General features: G+C 51.3%; 13 protein-coding genes and 3 tRNA genes. 8 read left to right on the plus strand and 8 right to left on the minus strand.

From position 1 onward, the window contains the following. Positions 1-201: 201 nt before the first annotated feature. From secF to queA, 5 genes are all read right to left on the minus strand, one after another. A complete protein-coding gene (secF, locus tag AC5E51_RS05585) occupies positions 202-1,113 on the minus strand; it encodes a protein translocase subunit SecF (protein WP_297531804.1) in 912 nt (303 codons plus the stop codon). Continuing rightward, positions 1,110-2,972 carry a protein translocase subunit SecD gene (gene secD, locus AC5E51_RS05590; protein ID WP_297531806.1) on the minus strand — a complete coding sequence of 621 codons (1,863 nt, stop codon included), beginning with the start codon at positions 2,970-2,972 and terminating at the stop codon, positions 1,110-1,112. Before secD ends, secF begins: the two co-directional genes overlap by 4 nt. A 61-nt stretch (positions 2,973-3,033) precedes the next feature. Continuing rightward, positions 3,034-3,390 carry a preprotein translocase subunit YajC gene (yajC, locus tag AC5E51_RS05595; RefSeq protein WP_139325749.1) on the minus strand — a complete coding sequence of 119 codons (357 nt, stop codon included), beginning with the start codon at positions 3,388-3,390 and terminating at the stop codon, positions 3,034-3,036. A gap of 53 nt (positions 3,391-3,443) precedes the next feature. Beyond that, positions 3,444-4,592, minus strand: a complete 1,149-nt coding sequence (gene tgt / locus AC5E51_RS05600) for a tRNA guanosine(34) transglycosylase Tgt (protein WP_439849039.1) — start codon at positions 4,590-4,592, stop codon at positions 3,444-3,446. Positions 4,593-4,612: 20 nt separating this feature from the next. Next, positions 4,613-5,656 carry a tRNA preQ1(34) S-adenosylmethionine ribosyltransferase-isomerase QueA gene (gene queA / locus AC5E51_RS05605; protein ID WP_297531812.1) on the minus strand — a complete coding sequence of 348 codons (1,044 nt, stop codon included), beginning with the start codon at positions 5,654-5,656 and terminating at the stop codon, positions 4,613-4,615. Positions 5,657-5,810: 154 nt separating this feature from the next. On the opposite strand from queA, the gene AC5E51_RS05610 reads away from it, so the two are divergent. The 4 genes from AC5E51_RS05610 to AC5E51_RS05625 all read left to right on the plus strand — a co-directional run bounded on the left by AC5E51_RS05610 (position 5,811) and on the right by AC5E51_RS05625 (position 8,024). Continuing rightward, positions 5,811-5,895: transfer RNA gene (locus AC5E51_RS05610), tRNA-Leu, on the plus strand. A gap of 62 nt (positions 5,896-5,957) precedes the next feature. Then, positions 5,958-6,044: transfer RNA gene (locus AC5E51_RS05615), tRNA-Leu, on the plus strand. Between the two features lie 55 nt (positions 6,045-6,099). Beyond that, positions 6,100-6,186, plus strand: a tRNA-Leu gene (locus AC5E51_RS05620). Positions 6,187-6,356: 170 nt separating this feature from the next. Then, positions 6,357-8,024 carry a methyl-accepting chemotaxis protein gene (locus AC5E51_RS05625; protein ID WP_491778246.1) on the plus strand — a complete coding sequence of 556 codons (1,668 nt, stop codon included), beginning with the start codon at positions 6,357-6,359 and terminating at the stop codon, positions 8,022-8,024. 21 nt (positions 8,025-8,045) lie between these two features. On the opposite strand, the gene AC5E51_RS05630 is transcribed toward AC5E51_RS05625, so the two are convergent. Beyond that, complete coding sequence (locus tag AC5E51_RS05630; protein WP_491778247.1) at positions 8,046-10,025, minus strand: sensor domain-containing diguanylate cyclase; 1,980 nt, start codon at positions 10,023-10,025, stop codon at positions 8,046-8,048. Between the two features lie 163 nt (positions 10,026-10,188). On the opposite strand from AC5E51_RS05630, the gene AC5E51_RS05635 reads away from it, so the two are divergent. Together AC5E51_RS05635 and AC5E51_RS05640 are read left to right on the plus strand one after the other, a co-directional pair. Continuing rightward, positions 10,189-10,722, plus strand: a complete 534-nt coding sequence (locus AC5E51_RS05635) for a TlpA family protein disulfide reductase (RefSeq protein WP_491778248.1) — start codon at positions 10,189-10,191, stop codon at positions 10,720-10,722. A gap of 35 nt (positions 10,723-10,757) precedes the next feature. Then, a complete protein-coding gene (locus AC5E51_RS05640; protein ID WP_068444101.1) occupies positions 10,758-11,591 on the plus strand; it encodes an SDR family oxidoreductase in 834 nt (277 codons plus the stop codon). Here the strand turns inward: AC5E51_RS05640 and zapE are convergent, their stop codons facing one another. Together zapE and AC5E51_RS05650 are read right to left on the minus strand one after the other, a co-directional pair. Further along, complete coding sequence (zapE, locus tag AC5E51_RS05645; RefSeq protein ID WP_068444099.1) at positions 11,592-12,707, minus strand: cell division protein ZapE; 1,116 nt, start codon at positions 12,705-12,707, stop codon at positions 11,592-11,594. Between the two features lie 106 nt (positions 12,708-12,813). Then, positions 12,814-13,449, minus strand: coding sequence for an alpha/beta hydrolase (locus AC5E51_RS05650; RefSeq protein WP_068444097.1), 636 nt, complete (start codon positions 13,447-13,449; stop codon positions 12,814-12,816). A 153-nt stretch (positions 13,450-13,602) separates the two neighbouring features. On the opposite strand from AC5E51_RS05650, the gene cysD reads away from it, so the two are divergent. Both cysD and cysN read left to right on the plus strand, forming a co-directional pair. Continuing rightward, the gene (gene cysD / locus AC5E51_RS05655) at positions 13,603-14,511 is read left to right on the plus strand and encodes a sulfate adenylyltransferase subunit CysD (protein ID WP_068444094.1); all 909 of its coding nucleotides are present in this window, start codon (positions 13,603-13,605) and stop codon (positions 14,509-14,511) included. Beyond that, positions 14,511-16,121, plus strand: a complete 1,611-nt coding sequence (gene cysN / locus AC5E51_RS05660; protein ID WP_491227614.1) for a sulfate adenylyltransferase subunit CysN — start codon at positions 14,511-14,513, stop codon at positions 16,119-16,121. The genes cysD and cysN overlap by 1 nt, the downstream gene beginning before the upstream one ends. The last annotated feature ends 9 nt before the right edge of the window (positions 16,122-16,130 follow it).

The following is a 16,130-nucleotide window of genomic DNA, read 5'->3' on the forward strand; positions in this document are numbered from 1 at the left end:
GTTCCGACCCTACCCGGGACACCCCCATGCCATCCCGTTACATATTGATACCATTCAAATGGCGTAAAATGCAACGCGCCAGTCATGAATGGCGTACGCCGTTACAACAGTACGTCTAAAACAGACGTATGAGTATCTGACCGATAGAACAACAAGAGCGGCTGGGCCGCTCTTATTCATTCCGAAGATAGTAAACCGAAACTAAGGAGCCTCGTCACCCTCTTCTTCTAGCTCTGGCGGTAGCAGGTCTTCGCGACTGACATTGAATGCCAGCAGAAGGTTCGCTGCGATATAGATGGATGAGTAGGTACCTACGCCAACACCGATCGTGAGCGCTAATGCAAAGTTATGGATGATATCCCCACCCAGGAACAAGAGCGCAAGCAGCACAAGAATGGTCGTCAAGGAGGTCATCAATGTCCGCCCCAGTGTCTGGGTCAGTGATTCATTGATGATCTCAGCCGGAGACCCGATACGCATCATACGGAAGTTCTCACGTATCCGGTCAGAGACAACAATGGTGTCGTTCAGCGAGTAACCGATAACGGCGAGCAAGGCTGCCAGTACATTAAGATCAAACTCCCACTGGAAGAGCGCAAACATACCAACAATGATAAGAACATCATGGAACAAGGCCATGACCGCACCGAGTGAAAACTTCCACTGAAAGCGGAATGCGACGTAGGCCATTACGACGAAAAGCGCCACCAGCATGGCGATACCGCCCTGATCACGCAACTCCTCACCAACACTTGCGCCGACAAATTCGCTACGCAGCAATGTCAGTGAATTATCTTCGACATTCGTCTGCAACAACCCGAGAACTTCGTTACCCAGGTCATCACGGAAGGACTCAGACATACGAACCAGAACATCGGTCTCAGAACCGAAGTTCTGCACGACAACATCACGGTAGCCTGCGGTATCAAGGACCGATTTCACCTCAGAGAGAGGAACTGGGGTTTCGTATTCCACTTCAAGCAGCGTACCGCCAGTGAAATCGAGACCGAAGTTCAGACCGCGCATACCAATAGCAACGACCGAAATCAGTAGCAACGTTAGTGAAATCGCCGTCGAAATATGACGGAAACGCATAAAGTTCACAGTATTCATGCCTTACCTCCAATCGACAGGCGCTCTACACGGCGACCACCGTACAGCAGGTTAGTCATTGCACGGGTCACCATGACCGCAGTGAACATAGACGTCAGGATTCCGAAAGACAGTGTGACGGCGAACCCTTTAACCGGACCAGTCCCCACTGCAAACAGAATCACAGCAACAATCAGCGTGGTCAGGTTGGCGTCGAAAATGGTCAGGAAGGCACGGTCATAACCTTCATGAATTGCCTGCTGAGGCGACCGGCCATTTTTCAGCTCTTCCCGTATTCGCGAGAAGATAAGCACGTTCGCATCCACCGCCATACCCACAGTCAGAACGATACCGGCAATACCCGGCAAGGTGAGGGTCGCACCGATAATCGACATCAGGGCAACCAGCAGAACAAGGTTCACCGCAAGAGCAATATTCGCGATAAAACCAAACGCGCGGTAGAACACGAGCATGGCAATCAGAACCAGAGCAAGGCCTGCCATCACAGAGCGTGCGCCCATTTCGATGTTTTCAGCACCCAGGCTTGGACCTACCGTCCGCTCTTCAACAAAATCCATCGGTGCAGCAAGCGCACCGGAACGAAGCAGCAATGCCAACTCATTCGCTTCAGCGGACTGCAGCCCGGTGATACGGAAGCTACTGCCCAGGACGCTTTGAATCGTGGCAAGAGAGATGATCGATTTCTCGACAACCTGAATCGTCTTAGGCTGCTCTACGCCATCGACCATCTCGTAGGTTGTCTTCGGTTTACGCTCGACAAACAGCACAGCCATACGACGCTGAACCGCTTTCTTGGTCACCTGCGTCATACGCGCAGCGCCTTTGCTGTCGAGACTGATATTTACCTGAGGGAAGCTGTTCTCATCAAAGCCAGAGCTGGCATTGGTGACGCTGTCACCTGTTGTAATGACTTTTTTCTCAAGACGCGCAGTGCGGTTCTGGTTGTCACGGAAACTATATTCTTCCGTCGCAAAGCGGCTGGCACCCGGTTCTGCTTCAAGGCGGAATTCAAGATTCGCAGCCTTACCCAGAATTTTCTTGGCCTCAGCTGTGTCCTGCACGCCCGGCAGCTCAACCACAATTCGGTTGCGGCCCTGACGCTGAACCAGTGGCTCAGCAACACCAAGTTCGTTAACACGGTTGCGCAGCGTCATCAGGTTTTGCTTCAGGGCATAATCTTCGAAATCACGGACTTTCTGCTCAGTGAGCATCAGGATCAGGTCGAAGTTGCCATCGACCTCTTCTTCCTGAGGAAGGAATTCACCAGGGTAATTGCGATTAATAAAAGTTCGGGCCTCGCTGCGCAAAGCTTCCTGGCGGAAGCTCAGTCGAACCTTAGTGCCTTCAACAACAACCCGACGATATTTAATATCTTCCTGACGCAGGCTGGTTCTCAGGTCTTCACGGTAGTTCGTGATACGCCCGGAGACATACTCATCCATATCGACTTCCATCAGGAAGTGAACACCGCCACTCAGGTCAAGGCCCAGCGTCATAGGGCCAGCACCAAGATTGACCAGCCAGTCCGGCGTTGTCGGTGCGAGGTTCAGAGCAACTACAAACTCATCCCCCAGCTTACGCTGGATGGCTGATTTTGCAGGGAGCTGTGCGTCAGAGGATTCGAGTCTCAGCAGCGCGGTGCTGCCATTTACTTCTTCGCCAAAATAACTGATCCCCGCGTCATCCAATGCTTCGCGAACGTTATTCAGGGTGGCAGACGACATTTCAGCACCAGCGCGCGCTGGCGTTACCTGAATTGCTGCGTCAGGTGGGTAGAGATTAGGGGCGGCGTAGATGAACGCCAGTGCAACCACCACAAGAATGAGGAGGTTTTTCCACAGTGGATATTTATTGAGCATACAACTGCCCTATTCCTTCAGCATAAAAAACGGCCTCTGAAGAGGCCGTTACAGGGATTGGTCAGGCTTTTACTTCTTTGATAGTGCCTTTAGGAAGTACTGCAGTGACAGCAACTTTCTGGACAGGGAACTGGACACCGTCAGCCACTTCAATGACAGCGAACTCTTCAGTCACTTTGGTCACTTTACCGAGCATGCCGCCGGCGGTAACGACTTCGTCGTTTTTCGCCAGACCTTCGATCAGGTTTTTGTGTTCTTTCTGACGTTTTGCCTGTGGACGCCACAGCATAAAGTAGAAGATCGCTGCAAAGCCGAGCAGGAATACCCAGGAAAAGGCATCGCCCATTGCAGGCTGAGGTGCGGCCTCAGCAAAAGCAGTTGCAGGAACAACAGCAAACAGCGCCATTAAAGCTTTCATTCAAATTTACTCCCAATGTTCAGGCATCGCCTGTAATTAAAATCGTTGTGGTCTCAGCCTTCCGGTGTATCCAGCGGCGGCACTTCCCGGCCGCGGCGAGCGTAGAAGTCTGAAACGAATGCGGCAAATGTACCCTCTTCAAGAGCACTGCGCAAACCGGCCATCAGAGTCTGATAGTAATGCAGGTTATGTATGGTATTGAGCGTTGCACCAAGAATTTCACCGCACTTGTCGAGGTGATGCAGGTATGCACGGCTGTAGTTCTTACAGGTGTAGCAATCGCATTCAGCATCGATAGGACCAGTATCAGTCTTATTGGCGGCATTCCTGAGTTTTACAACCCCATTGTGTGTAAAAAGGTGCCCGTTGCGCGCATTCCTGGTTGGCATAACGCAGTCGAACATATCAACGCCCCTGCGCACACCTTCCACGAGATCTTCCGGTTTGCCAACGCCCATCAGGTAGCGTGGTTTGTCTTCTGGCATCTGAGGTGCGGTATGGCGCAGGATACGCATCATGTCGTCTTTAGGTTCACCGACGCTAAGGCCACCGATCGCATAGCCATCGAAGCCGATATCCATCAGCCCCTGCAAAGATTCGTCCCGCAGGTCCTCATACATACCGCCCTGAATAATGCCGAACAACGCGGATGGGTTATCGCCATGCGCGTCTTTTGAGCGCTGAGCCCAACGCAGAGACATACGCATGGAGTCTGCGGCCTCCTGAGTCGTTGCCGGGTAAGGCGTACACTCATCAAAAATCATGACGACATCTGAACCGAGGTCGCGTTGAACTTCCATTGAGCTTTCCGGCGTCATCAGAACCTTGTCACCGTTTACCGGCGAAGCAAAGGTAACGCCCTCTTCTGTGATTTTACGCATATCGCCAAGGCTGAACACCTGAAAACCGCCGGAGTCAGTGAGAATAGGCTTATCCCAGCCGATGAAATCATGCAGATCGCCATGCGCCTTAATTATCTCGGTGCCGGGACGTAACATCAGGTGAAAGGTGTTACCCAGAATAATGTGAGCACCCAGCGCCTCGACCTGCTCAGGGTTCAGGCCTTTGACTGAACCATAGGTTCCAACAGGCATGAAAGCAGGCGTCTCTACCTTTCCTCGGGGAAACGTGATGGTGCCGCGACGCGCAAAGCTGCCACCCTCGTCTTTCGGCGTATCCGTGCCATGCAGTTCAAACTGCATAAAGCATTCACGAGTCATAATCAGCTCCCGCTTGATTGGTGCAGGCGACACGGCATAAACATAGCGTCACCATAACTGTAAAAACGATATTCATTGGCTACCGCATGGTCATAGGCAGCAAGCGTTCCTTCACGACCGGCAAACGCAGACACCAACATAATCAGAGTCGATTCAGGCAAATGGAAATTCGTGATCATGGCATCAACACTGCGGAATTCGTATCCGGGGTAGATAAAAATATCCGAGTCTCCCTGAAACGTTTCGATTGCCCCGCTGCGACTGGCCGACTCAAGACTTCGCACCGAGGTCGTACCGACTGCAATAACACGCTTACCCGCCGCCCTTGTCGCCCTGACAGCCTCGACAACATCTTCAGGAACTTCAATGTACTCTGAATGCATATGATGCTCGTGAATGTTATCGACTTTCACGGGCTGAAAGGTACCGGCACCGACGTGCAGGGTCACAAACGCAAAGTTCACTCCCTTCGCTGTCAGGCGCTCAAGCAGGCCGTCATCAAAGTGCAGACCCGCAGTCGGCGCTGCTACGGCACCCGGCTTCTCTGCATATACGGTCTGATAACGCTCGCGATCCTCTTCTGCGTCTTCCCGCTCCATATATGGAGGCAAAGGCATGTGCCCGACGTCTTCAAGGATATCTAATACAGGGCGCTCAGAGGTAAAGCGCAGATGAAACAAGGCTCCCTCGCGGCCTACCACCTCTGCGTCTTCCCCGCCAAGAGAAATCAACTGTCCCGGCTTCGGTGAGCGCGAACTACGAAGATGCGCCAGAACGTCATGTTCAGAAACAACGCGTTCAATCAGAGCTTCCAGCTTACCGCCCGACGCCTTTTCACCAAACAAACGCGCTGGAATCACCCGGGTGTTATTGAACACCAGCAGATCACCTGGCTCGATCAGGGACTCGATATCGCGAAAGATGCGATCGTCTATCTGTTGTTGCTGCGGATCAAATACCAGCAACCGCGAAGCACTGCGTTCAGCAGCAGGATGTCGGGCAATCAGGTGATCAGGAAGCTCGAAGCTGAAGTCACTCGTTTTCATTCATTTGGCCTGAGGATAGCGGGCGGAGTATGCGCGTAAAACCGGACGCAAGGTTACCCGAGATAATTTCCTAAGTTAAGGAAATACTTAGAAAAAATTGTTGACGTTCAGAAAATACTGAGTAATATACGCGGCCACTGACCGATACTGATTTGCCAGAGTGGCGAAATTGGTAGACGCAGGGGATTCAAAATCCCCCGCCTTCGGGTGTGCCGGTTCGAGTCCGGCCTCTGGTACCAATATTTCAGTACCAACGGATCTTTCGGTCAGTGAAGAATCTTCGCAAGAAGAATCTTGTTTTGCCCAGGTGGTGGAATTGGTAGACACGCTGTGTTCAGGTCGCAGTGAGCTTACGCTCGTGGGAGTTCGAGTCTCCCCCTGGGCACCATCAACAACCTACCGTGTTGGTGGTGCTGTAGGCGACATTGTCGTCACACCCTTTTGCCGAAGTGGTGGAATTGGTAGACACGCTGTGTTCAGGTCGCAGTGGGCTTACGCCCGTGGGAGTTCGAGTCTCCCCTTCGGCACCATTCGGTGGTACTTCCCTATCTCCTCTTAGCAAGCAATCCGTTTTTAGCACGCTGACAATCTGTCCCGCCACGCGCGCAGGTGCATGACTTTCTATGCCGTCTGACACATACAAATATCCTTTCAGGCCATATGAACTATTCTCCAAAGAGGACAAAGCGGAGAGTTCTCTATGGTTTCTAGTTCACGTTTGATCGCTGGGTCGGTGCTGGTCGGCAGCTTAGCCGGAATCGTCATGGGTTTTGCAAATCTTGAAACAGGCGCAGAGCCAATACTGGCTTTAATACTGAGTGCAGTTGTCGCGACCTGTACGACTGCTCTTCTACAACACAGGCTGATACTGAGACCAACGACCGATCTTATCTGCAACCTGACCGCTTCGATAAAAAGCGACAGACACGATATCAAGCCATCCGCGGACTGGCTTACAGATGCCACCCAAGACATCAACAACTACCTGACTTCAGCAAGAAGAATCCAACAGAACCTTGCAGAAAACGGTGGCCATATCGCCATCTCTACGGCCGAAATGTCATACGCCGCAAACAAGCTGCAACAACGCATTCACGAGGAAGCAAAAGACAGTGAACAGATAGTGCACAGCACTGGGCGTATCTCCAACACAATGGAAGATATGCTGGAGCAGACACGAGAAGCCGCACGCGCCACTAATGAAGCCATGGAGATAAACCGAGCTGGCAGCGAGGCCATTAACCGCACGATTCCGAAAATGGAAGAAACCCGCGACCAGGTGCAAAGTAATGCAGAGCTTATTTCCAATCTCGAGGCCAAATCTGAAAACATCAGCAAGGTAACCAGCATCATTAATGACATTGCAGAACAAACCAACCTGCTGGCATTAAATGCTGCCATTGAAGCTGCGCGGGCTGGCGAACAGGGGCGCGGATTTGCAGTGGTCGCTGACGAAGTGCGCGCTCTGGCTGGGAAAACATCAGATGCGACTGAACAGATTGGCACCACCATCGCCCAAATCAATCAGGAAGTGAAACTTGCAGCAGGCAACAGCAGTAACCTGATCAAGGTAATTGATGAAGGGGTCAGCATGACGCGTGAGCTGAATGATCATCTCATTGAAATCAACAAACGCGCCGACAACATACAACATGCCGTCAATGCGCTGGTCGAAAACATGAACGATAATACCGGGCATATTCAGCATATTTCCGGAATCATCGGACAAACTTCAGCCCACTATCAGGAAACTGAGAACGAAGTTGCTTCCATTGCTGATAAGTCATCCGGTCTATCAGAATCCGCAGAGAGCATTTTCGAATCTTTCGGTAGTGGTAATTTAGGTGAACCGCACGACACGGTTAAAGCTGAAGCGTTCAGTGCCGCTGAGGCGATTGGTCAACTATTTGAACAAGCAATTGCCAGCGGAAAAATCTCACACGACGCCCTCTTCAGCCGCGAATATCGTGATATTCCCGGGACAAATCCCAAGAAATTTTCCACAGATTTCGATGCCTTTACTGATGAGCTATTACCTGACATCCAAGAGCCGATATTACAGCGTAACGCCTTCATCGCATATGCTGGTGCTGTCGATGATAATGGCTACTTCCCGACTCATAACAAAAAATTCGCTCAGCCTCTGAGTGGTGACTACCACAAAGACCTGGTGAACAATCGTACCAAGCGTATCTTCGACGATCGCACAGGGTCACGCTGTGGCAGTAACCAAAAACTATTTTTGCTTCAGACTTATAAGCGTGACACTGGCGAAGTAATGCATGACCTTTCAGTGCCGATCTGGGTTAATGGCAAGCATTGGGGAGGCTTCAGAGTGGGATATGCCAGCCAGACTTCTATCCAGTAAACTAAATTAAACAGGCGAGGATTAGTTCTTCGCCTGAACTTCCTCCGACCAGCACTCCACACGATTACGACCATTCTCTTTCGCGCGATACAGCGCTTCATCTGCTTTCGACAACCAGATTTCAGGACTATCAGTATCATCTGGAATCGCCGAGTGACAGCCGACGCTGATAGTCACACGGAAGCCATCTGCGATGCGGTCAAGATTGATAGACGCTACCGACAAGCGAATAGCTTCAGCAATGGATGCAACCTGCTCCTGATTAATCCCAGGAAGAACCACGGCAAACTCTTCACCACCGTACCTTGCGACCGAATCTTTATTATCGATCGTTTCACTGATAGCCCCGGAAATACAACGCAGAATCTCATCACCCGCTTGGTGGCCATAGGTATCGTTAACCTGTTTGAAGTGGTCGATATCTAACAAAAGTATGGAAAAGTTCGCCATATCGTGACGCGCTAATGCAAACTCACGATCCAGGAAATCATCAAAGAAACGACGGTTTCTGACATTCGTCAGTGCGTCTGTCGTACTCATACGCTCAAGCTGCTCGTTTACATTCTCAAGCTCCAGTGTTCTTTCCCGAACACGGCGCTCCAGTGTCTCTGTTGCTCTTTTTTGAATATCCAGTGCTTTTGCCTGTGCTTCCCGCGCAGCCCGCTCGTGTTCAAGGGCCTTTTCCTGCGCTTTACGCGCATTACGTTCCTGATCCAGGGCTTCAGTCTGTGCCTTGCGAGCCAGTTTTTCGTGTTCCAACGCACTGATCTGAGCTTCGTAACGCTCACGTTTTTCCTGATTAAGACGATCGGCCAATGCAAACGACAGCAGAATAACTTCCATTGCAGAGCCGATCTGAAGCGAATTTTCTGTAAAGAAGTTTCTGGGAATAATGTTGAATTTATTAAGGGCGAGAACGATGCCGCCAAGCAGGAAACTGGTCCAGGCAATGGTGTAATAACGCGCTGCGACAAACCCTTCAGCCCAACGCCTTACGCCAAGTACGATAGCGCCGATCATCGCAAGCATAGCGACAACAATCAGTACCCGAATCAGGGTGTGATAAACCACCAGGTTACTCAAAAATACGATGCCGATACAAATCAGAATCAGCAGCCCGATCAGCTTATTAAAGAACGACTGATCGGTATGAAGATAGAGAAATTTTCTCGTGAATATGCCGGCAAAAATAATGACGCCGGATAACAGCACAATAATACTTTGATCGTTCCAGTGAATCGCTGAGGGCCATAAGTACTGGAAATTGATGCCCTGCAAACTACCGAGAAAACCCGCCATACAGCCGACATAAAGAACGTAAAAAAGGTAATTCCCCTCTTTAACTGAGAAAAACACAAAGAGGTTATAAAACACCATGATGAGCATAATGCCGTAATACAGACCCAGCCCGAGAAGCTGATTCTGATCATGCACAAAGAAGTCACGCTCATCCCAAAGCGTCATAGGTACCTGCATTGAGCTGGAGGTTTCTACCCGGAAGACCCATTCCTGGACATCGCCCGGATCGATCTCGAACGGAATCAGAAAATGACGATGGGGCAACAGGCGATCACTGAATTCCTGCTTGTCTCCCAGACTAATAAGCTGCCACTTACCGTCGTTGGTCTTCCGGTACAGATCAATATAATCAAGAACAGGATACGAGATACTGATCAAGCGGCTGAGGTGCCTGTGACCGGAGTTGGTCAGATTGAATCGGAACCAGTAAACGGAGTTGGTGTAACCGAAGGATAAGTCCTCTCGAGCTGCTTTCCAGCCCAGGCTCTCTTCGTCACCAATCACCAGGTCGCCGGAGGTATCCTCAACGTAGCGGGTAATAAAAGCCAGATTCTGACCCGACTCTGCTTCGGCGACATCAAGCACATTGTTATCTGGAGAATAACCCGGTATCGAAGCCACTCGTGCTGACGCGTCGCTAATTCCAACCAAATGCAATAGTAAACCCAGCAGCATCGCAATCAGCGGCTTCTGTAATTTCATTCCTATTCCCTCTGCAAATACTCATTACAGTGTAGACGACACTGTCAGTCCTGCAGGGGCATAAACGAAAACCACCCGAAGAGGTGATCTGGCTGAAAAGCCCGGATTGTCAAATACAAGGATACCGCTCAGAATACAGTCTCAATTTTTCAGGGAAACTGTTATGCCAGTTGCTGCGCGTTTTGTGTCGATCATCAAAGTAATCACCCGCCTTCTCGCTCTCGTAGTGCTCACCGGGGTTGCCTGTGTTCACGCAGAAGGCAAGATTAATGCACCTGAATTCACTCTGAACACGCTGGACGAAGAACGCCAGATATCCCTGAGCGACTACCGAGGAAAGGTTATCTACCTGGATTTCTGGGCATCCTGGTGTGGTCCGTGCCGGAAATCATTACCCATGCTCAACGAACTCCGCAACGAACTTAGAGATCGAGGCTTCGAAGTTCTGGCTCTGAATGTTGATGAAACGCGTGAAGAGGGCCTTCGCTTCCTGAAGGAATACCCGGTTGATTACCCTACTCTGTTCGATAACGAAGGAACGGCAGCAACCTATCAGTTGCGAGGTATGCCAACCGCCTTTCTTATTGACCACAAGGGCAAGCTGCACAGTCAGCACGTCGGCTTCAACCCTAAAGATATGAGTAGCATCCGAAAAGAAGTCCTGGATTTGCTTGAAGCCGCAGAAGGGCCCCAATAACAAGGCACAACGGATTCCATGACGGAGAAACGGACATGACCACGAGAAATGTGTTTATTACTGGCTGTTCAACAGGTATTGGCAGAGCACTGGCGCGCGCCTGTATTTCTCGTGGAGATACTGTTGTGGCGACGGCCCGTAATGTGGATGACCTGCAGTACCTTGATCATGACAATGCCATACGGATGGCACTTGATGTAAACGACGACTCTGCCATCGAACGTGTTTTTGAAGAAGTAAGCGCACGACTTGGTCATATCGACCTTCTGATCAACAATGCCGGTTATGCCGCGATGGGGCCCGTGACCGAGCTATCCCGCGAGAAGCTTCTCCGTCAGTTTGAAACCAACGTACTTGCCCCTGTAAGTGTCACGCGACAAGCGCTACCGATGCTGAGAGCTTCAGATAACGCTCAGGTGGTTAACATTGGCTCTGTTTCTGGCATCCTGACGACTCCTTTCTCGGGCGCCTATTGCGCAACCAAAGCTGCTTTACACTCGCTGAGCGACGCCATGCGTATGGAGCTTGCGCCTTTTGGTATTGAAGTAATTACAGTCCAGCCAGGGGCGATTCAGTCCAGTTTCGGCGATAACTCCCTGGCAGGGGTCAGCGGCCTACTCATGCCCGATTCTTTATTTAAGGCAGTCGAAGATAAAATCCGGGAACGGGCGGTCGCGTCTCAGCAGAACCCCACCACAGCGGAAGCCTTCGCCAAAGAAATGCTACTGCGCATCCAGGGGCACCCTGCCCCTGAAATCAGAATTGGAAATGGCAGCACAGCATTACCGCTGTTGAAGCGTTGGCTGCCTCTACGTATGCTGGATCGTATACTCAGCCGTAAATTTGGGCTTGACCAGTTGAAAGGCTGATCAGTCCGGACGGTGCTCGCGGGCAAGATAATCGTGAGACTGCATCTCCAGCATCCGCGATGTCGTGCGCTGAAATTCAAACTCCAGTTTACCAGTGCTGTATATCTCAGGGATTGACGCATCGGCTGACATAATCACTTTCACACCGCGATCGTAAAACTCATCAATCAGATTGATAAAGCGGCGCGCAAGGTCGTCGTTCTTCGAGCCCATAGCGGGCACGTCTGAGACAATAACGGCATGAAATAGTTTGCCGAGTTCGATGTAGTCATTCTGTGAACGTGGTCCATCACAGAGGGCATAGAAATCGAACCAGGCAATATCATCACACACGGCTTTCGCCGGTATTTTGCGCCCAAGAATCTCAACGCTGGCGTTAGCTTCGACATGGCGCGGGTCGGCTATCAGTCCCTGAAAGCTTTTCTCCAGACTGGAATTCGCATCGCCATCGAGCGGGTAGTGATACAGCTCAGCCTGCTCCAGCGTACGCAAACGGTAATCAACGCCACTATCGACGTTGACCACTTCGGTAAATTGATTAAGAAGCTTGATAGCCGGAATAAATCGATCGCGCTGCAGGCCGTCCTTATACAGACCGTCAGGCACGATATTAGAGGTCGCAACCAGAGTAACACCTCGGTCAAACAGCTCCTGCATCAGGCCACCAAGAATCATAGCGTCACCGATATCAGACACGAAAAATTCGTCAAAGCAGATGACACGTGCTTCCTCAGCGATCTGATCAGCGACCACAGTGAGTGGATTCTTAGCACCCGCAAGCTTCGTCAGGTCACCGTGAACACGCTGCATAAAACGATGGAAGTGTGTGCGCATCTTGCGCTTAAACGGCAACGCGTCGTAGAAGGTATCAACAAGGTAAGTTTTACCTCGGCCCACGCCTCCCCAGAAGTAAATCCCCTTCTCTGGTTCAGGCTTTGTCCGGCTCAACTTTTTCGACAGCTTCCCCAGAACTCCCTGTTTTGAACGGCGCTGCTCAGCGGCCACAAGGTCATCGTAAAGACGCTGAAGATGCTTTACCGCCATCTCCTGAGCTGGGTCGTATGAAAAATCGTCGCGCAGCAGATCTGCCTGATACAGTTCCCACGGGGTAGACACGGACACTCTCCAATAAGGATTTTCGGGGGGCGAAATTTACCGCCCGGGCTGCAAAAGTGCAAATGAAGCGGGTCTCAGGCACCTGCCTTACTTAACATTCCTTCTATTAACCTTCGGCGAACACCGACAACTCTTCCGTCAGGGTGGACTTCAGATCGGTAATACGACCATGGAAAAAGTGACCAGCTCCCTCAAAAACCAACCAATGAGGTTGAGGAACCACCAGCTGAACCCACCCCTCTACTTCATCGAATGGCACAACCTCATCGGCATCGCCCATCAGGACCCAGGTTTCAATCCCCTGCGGCAAAGTAGTCGGAGCATCGAAGTGATGAACCGCAGGCGCGATCAGAACCAGTCCATCAATCGTTTCGGCATGATCACATCCATACAGACAGGCCATGCCGGCACCAAACGAGAACCCAGCGAGAATAATCCGCTCCCAACCAAGCTCTTCTTTCGCATAACGGACGGCTGAGGCGACATCCTGCTGCTCTCCAACGCCATGATCATGCTCGCCGTCGCTGCTGCCAACGCCCCGGAAGTTAAACCGGAGTGTGTTCAGCCCCAGGCCTTTCGCTGCCCGAGCTGCCGTTGTGACCACTTTATTGTCCATAGTGCCCGAAAATAATGGATGAGGGTGACACATCACCAGTCCGGTCCTGGCACCATCGATTTCCATCACTCGGGCATCAAGCTGTCCCTCCGGGCCCGGAATCGCAACGGTCCTCTCTGTTCCCATAACGCAACCTCTCTGAAATTTATGGATTCGAACACCATATTGTTATAGCTATTTGTTATCAATAGCGCCTTTTTATATACCTCACGCCTTGGTATATTTGCGTCAAATTTATTTTGCCGGTTTTATACCTTTCAGAGAGCTAACAGGCCAACCATGACCGACTACAATCTGACCCACCTGAAACAGCTAGAAGCGGAGAGTATGCACATCATCCGCGAAGTGGCTGCCGAATTCGACAACCCCGTAATGCTTTACTCCATCGGTAAAGACTCTGCGGTAATGCTGCATCTTGCGCGCAAGGCTTTCTACCCAGGCAAGCCGCCATTCCCACTGATGCACGTGGATACCACCTGGAAATTCCGGGAGATGATTGAGTTCCGCGACAAGATGGCGAAAGAAATTGGTATGGAGCTGATTGTTCATACCAATCAGGAAGGCGTTGAACAGGGTATCGGCCCGTTCACTCACGGCTCATCAAAGCATACTGATGTTATGAAAACCCAGGCGCTGAAGCAGGCCCTGGATAAGTATAAATTCGATGCTGCCTTCGGTGGCGCCCGTCGTGACGAAGAAAAGTCCCGTGCAAAAGAGCGCGTGTACTCCTTCCGTGACAGCAAACACCGCTGGGACCCTAAGAACCAGCGTCCAGAACTGTGGAACATCTATAACGGTAAAGTGAACAAAGGCGAAAGCATCCGTGTTTTCCCTCTGTCAAACTGGACCGAACTCGATATCTGGCAGTACATCTACCTCGAAGATATCCCACTGGTACCCCTATATTTTGCTGACAAGCGTCCTGTCGTCGAGCGCGATGGCATGCTGATTATGGTCGACGACGACCGTATGCCTCTTGAAGAAGGCGAAGTACCAGAGATGAAATCTGTACGTTTCCGTACCCTGGGTTGTTACCCGCTGACTGGCGCGGTTGAATCTGAAGCCGCAACACTCCCTGAAATCATTCAGGAAATGCTGCTGACCACCACATCAGAACGCCAGGGCCGCGCCATTGATCACGACTCATCAGGTTCGATGGAGAAGAAAAAACAGGAGGGGTACTTCTAATGTCACACCAATCCGATCTGATTGCTTCCGATATCCTTGAGTACCTGAAGCAGCACGAAAACAAACAAATGCTGCGTTTCCTGACCTGCGGAAACGTGGACGACGGCAAATCCACCCTGATCGGCCGTCTTCTGCACGACTCGAAAATGATCTATGAAGATCAGCTGGCAGCAATCGAAAAAGACAGCGCTAAGTCCGGTACTACCGGCGAGAAAATCGACCTGGCCCTGCTGGTTGATGGTCTCGCCGCTGAGCGTGAGCAAGGCATTACCATTGACGTAGCTTACCGCTACTTCTCAACCGCCAAGCGTAAGTTCATCATTGCTGACACCCCGGGACATGAGCAGTACACCCGCAACATGGCGACCGGCGCGTCGACCTGTGACCTTGCAATCATCCTGATTGATGCCCGTTACGGTGTGCAGACTCAGACCAAACGCCACAGCTTTATTGCTTCTCTGCTAGGCATCAAACACGTGGTGGTTGCGGTCAACAAGATGGACCTGATGGACTTCAGTGAAGACCGCTTCAATGAAATCCGCGAAGACTACCTTGAGTTTGCCGGCAAACTGAATCTGGAAGACATCCGCTTTGTACCTATGTCTGCCCTGGACGGCGATAATGTTGTAGAACGCTCCGAGCGCTCAACATGGTTCAAAGGTCAGACCCTGATGGAGATTCTTGAGACCGTCGAAATTGACGAAGATAAGAACCTCGACAACTTCCGTCTGCCAGTGCAATACGTAAACCGCCCTAACCTCGACTTCCGCGGCTTCTGCGGCACGATTGCCTCAGGCACGATCAAGCCGGGTGAAACCATCATGGCGTTGCCATCGCAGAAGACCAGTAAGGTCGAAAGCATTGTCACCTATGAAGGCAACCTGGAAGAAGCATTCGTTGGCCAGGCCATCACACTGACACTGGAAGACGAAATTGACATTAGTCGTGGTGACGTCATCGTTAAAGCGAATGACCTTCCAGAAGTAGGTAGCAAGCTGAACGCGAACATCGTCTGGATGACCGAAGGCGCAATGGTGCCGGGCAAGCCCTACGACCTTAAGTTTGCCTCCAGCGCGACTACAGGTACCTTCACCCAGATTCATCACCTGATCGATGTGAATACGCTTGAGCACAGCGCGGCTGAACAAGTTGCGCTCAATGAGATTGCCCTGGTTGAAGTGTCTCTGGATAAAGCGATTCCATTTGATACCTACGGAAAAATCCCGGGTACAGGCGCCTTCATCATTATTGATCGCCTGAGCAACGTCACCATCGGTGCTGGTATGATCGTTGGTGCTGCAGCGGCTGACGGCAGCAACACCTCGCCTGTGTCTGCTGACGAAAAAGCACGTCGCTTCAACCAGAAGCCTGCCATCGTTGCAGTGAACGCCGCTAATGCAGAAGACATCGTTAATGCTCTGGATCGTCGACTGTACGAGATGGGCCGTGTTTCCGGCATTGCTACTGCGGAAACCGCTCAGGTTCTGAAAGCGAATGGTCTGGTTGCTTTGGTTGCCGGCGGTGCTGACGGCGCTGATATCAGCCTGGCAGCAGATCAGGAGTCTCTGGACAACCTGGTGGCCGACCTGCAGGAGCAAGGTATTATCTGATCTCAGGTC

It is taken from the genome of Thalassolituus sp. (genome assembly GCF_984348125.1).

Excerpts from the sequence above, each read along its gene's own strand:
- secF (WP_297531804.1), bottom strand. The coding sequence starts at position 1,113 with ATGAATACTGTGAACTTTATGCGTTTCCGTCATATTTCGACGGCGATT.
- secD (WP_297531806.1), bottom strand. The coding sequence starts at position 2,972 with ATGCTCAATAAATATCCACTGTGGAAAAACCTCCTCATTCTTGTGGTG.
- yajC (WP_139325749.1), bottom strand. The coding sequence starts at position 3,390 with ATGAAAGCTTTAATGGCGCTGTTTGCTGTTGTTCCTGCAACTGCTTTT.
- tgt (WP_439849039.1), bottom strand. The coding sequence starts at position 4,592 with ATGCAGTTTGAACTGCATGGCACGGATACGCCGAAAGACGAGGGTGGC.
- queA (WP_297531812.1), bottom strand. The coding sequence starts at position 5,656 with ATGAAAACGAGTGACTTCAGCTTCGAGCTTCCTGATCACCTGATTGCC.
- AC5E51_RS05625 (WP_491778246.1), top strand. The coding sequence starts at position 6,357 with ATGGTTTCTAGTTCACGTTTGATCGCTGGGTCGGTGCTGGTCGGCAGC.
- AC5E51_RS05630 (WP_491778247.1), bottom strand. The coding sequence starts at position 10,025 with ATGAAATTACAGAAGCCGCTGATTGCGATGCTGCTGGGTTTACTATTG.
- AC5E51_RS05635 (WP_491778248.1), top strand. The coding sequence starts at position 10,189 with ATGCCAGTTGCTGCGCGTTTTGTGTCGATCATCAAAGTAATCACCCGC.
- AC5E51_RS05640 (WP_068444101.1), top strand. The coding sequence starts at position 10,758 with ATGACCACGAGAAATGTGTTTATTACTGGCTGTTCAACAGGTATTGGC.
- AC5E51_RS05650 (WP_068444097.1), bottom strand. The coding sequence starts at position 13,449 with ATGGGAACAGAGAGGACCGTTGCGATTCCGGGCCCGGAGGGACAGCTT.
- cysD (WP_068444094.1), top strand. The coding sequence starts at position 13,603 with ATGACCGACTACAATCTGACCCACCTGAAACAGCTAGAAGCGGAGAGT.
- cysN (WP_491227614.1), top strand. The coding sequence starts at position 14,511 with ATGTCACACCAATCCGATCTGATTGCTTCCGATATCCTTGAGTACCTG.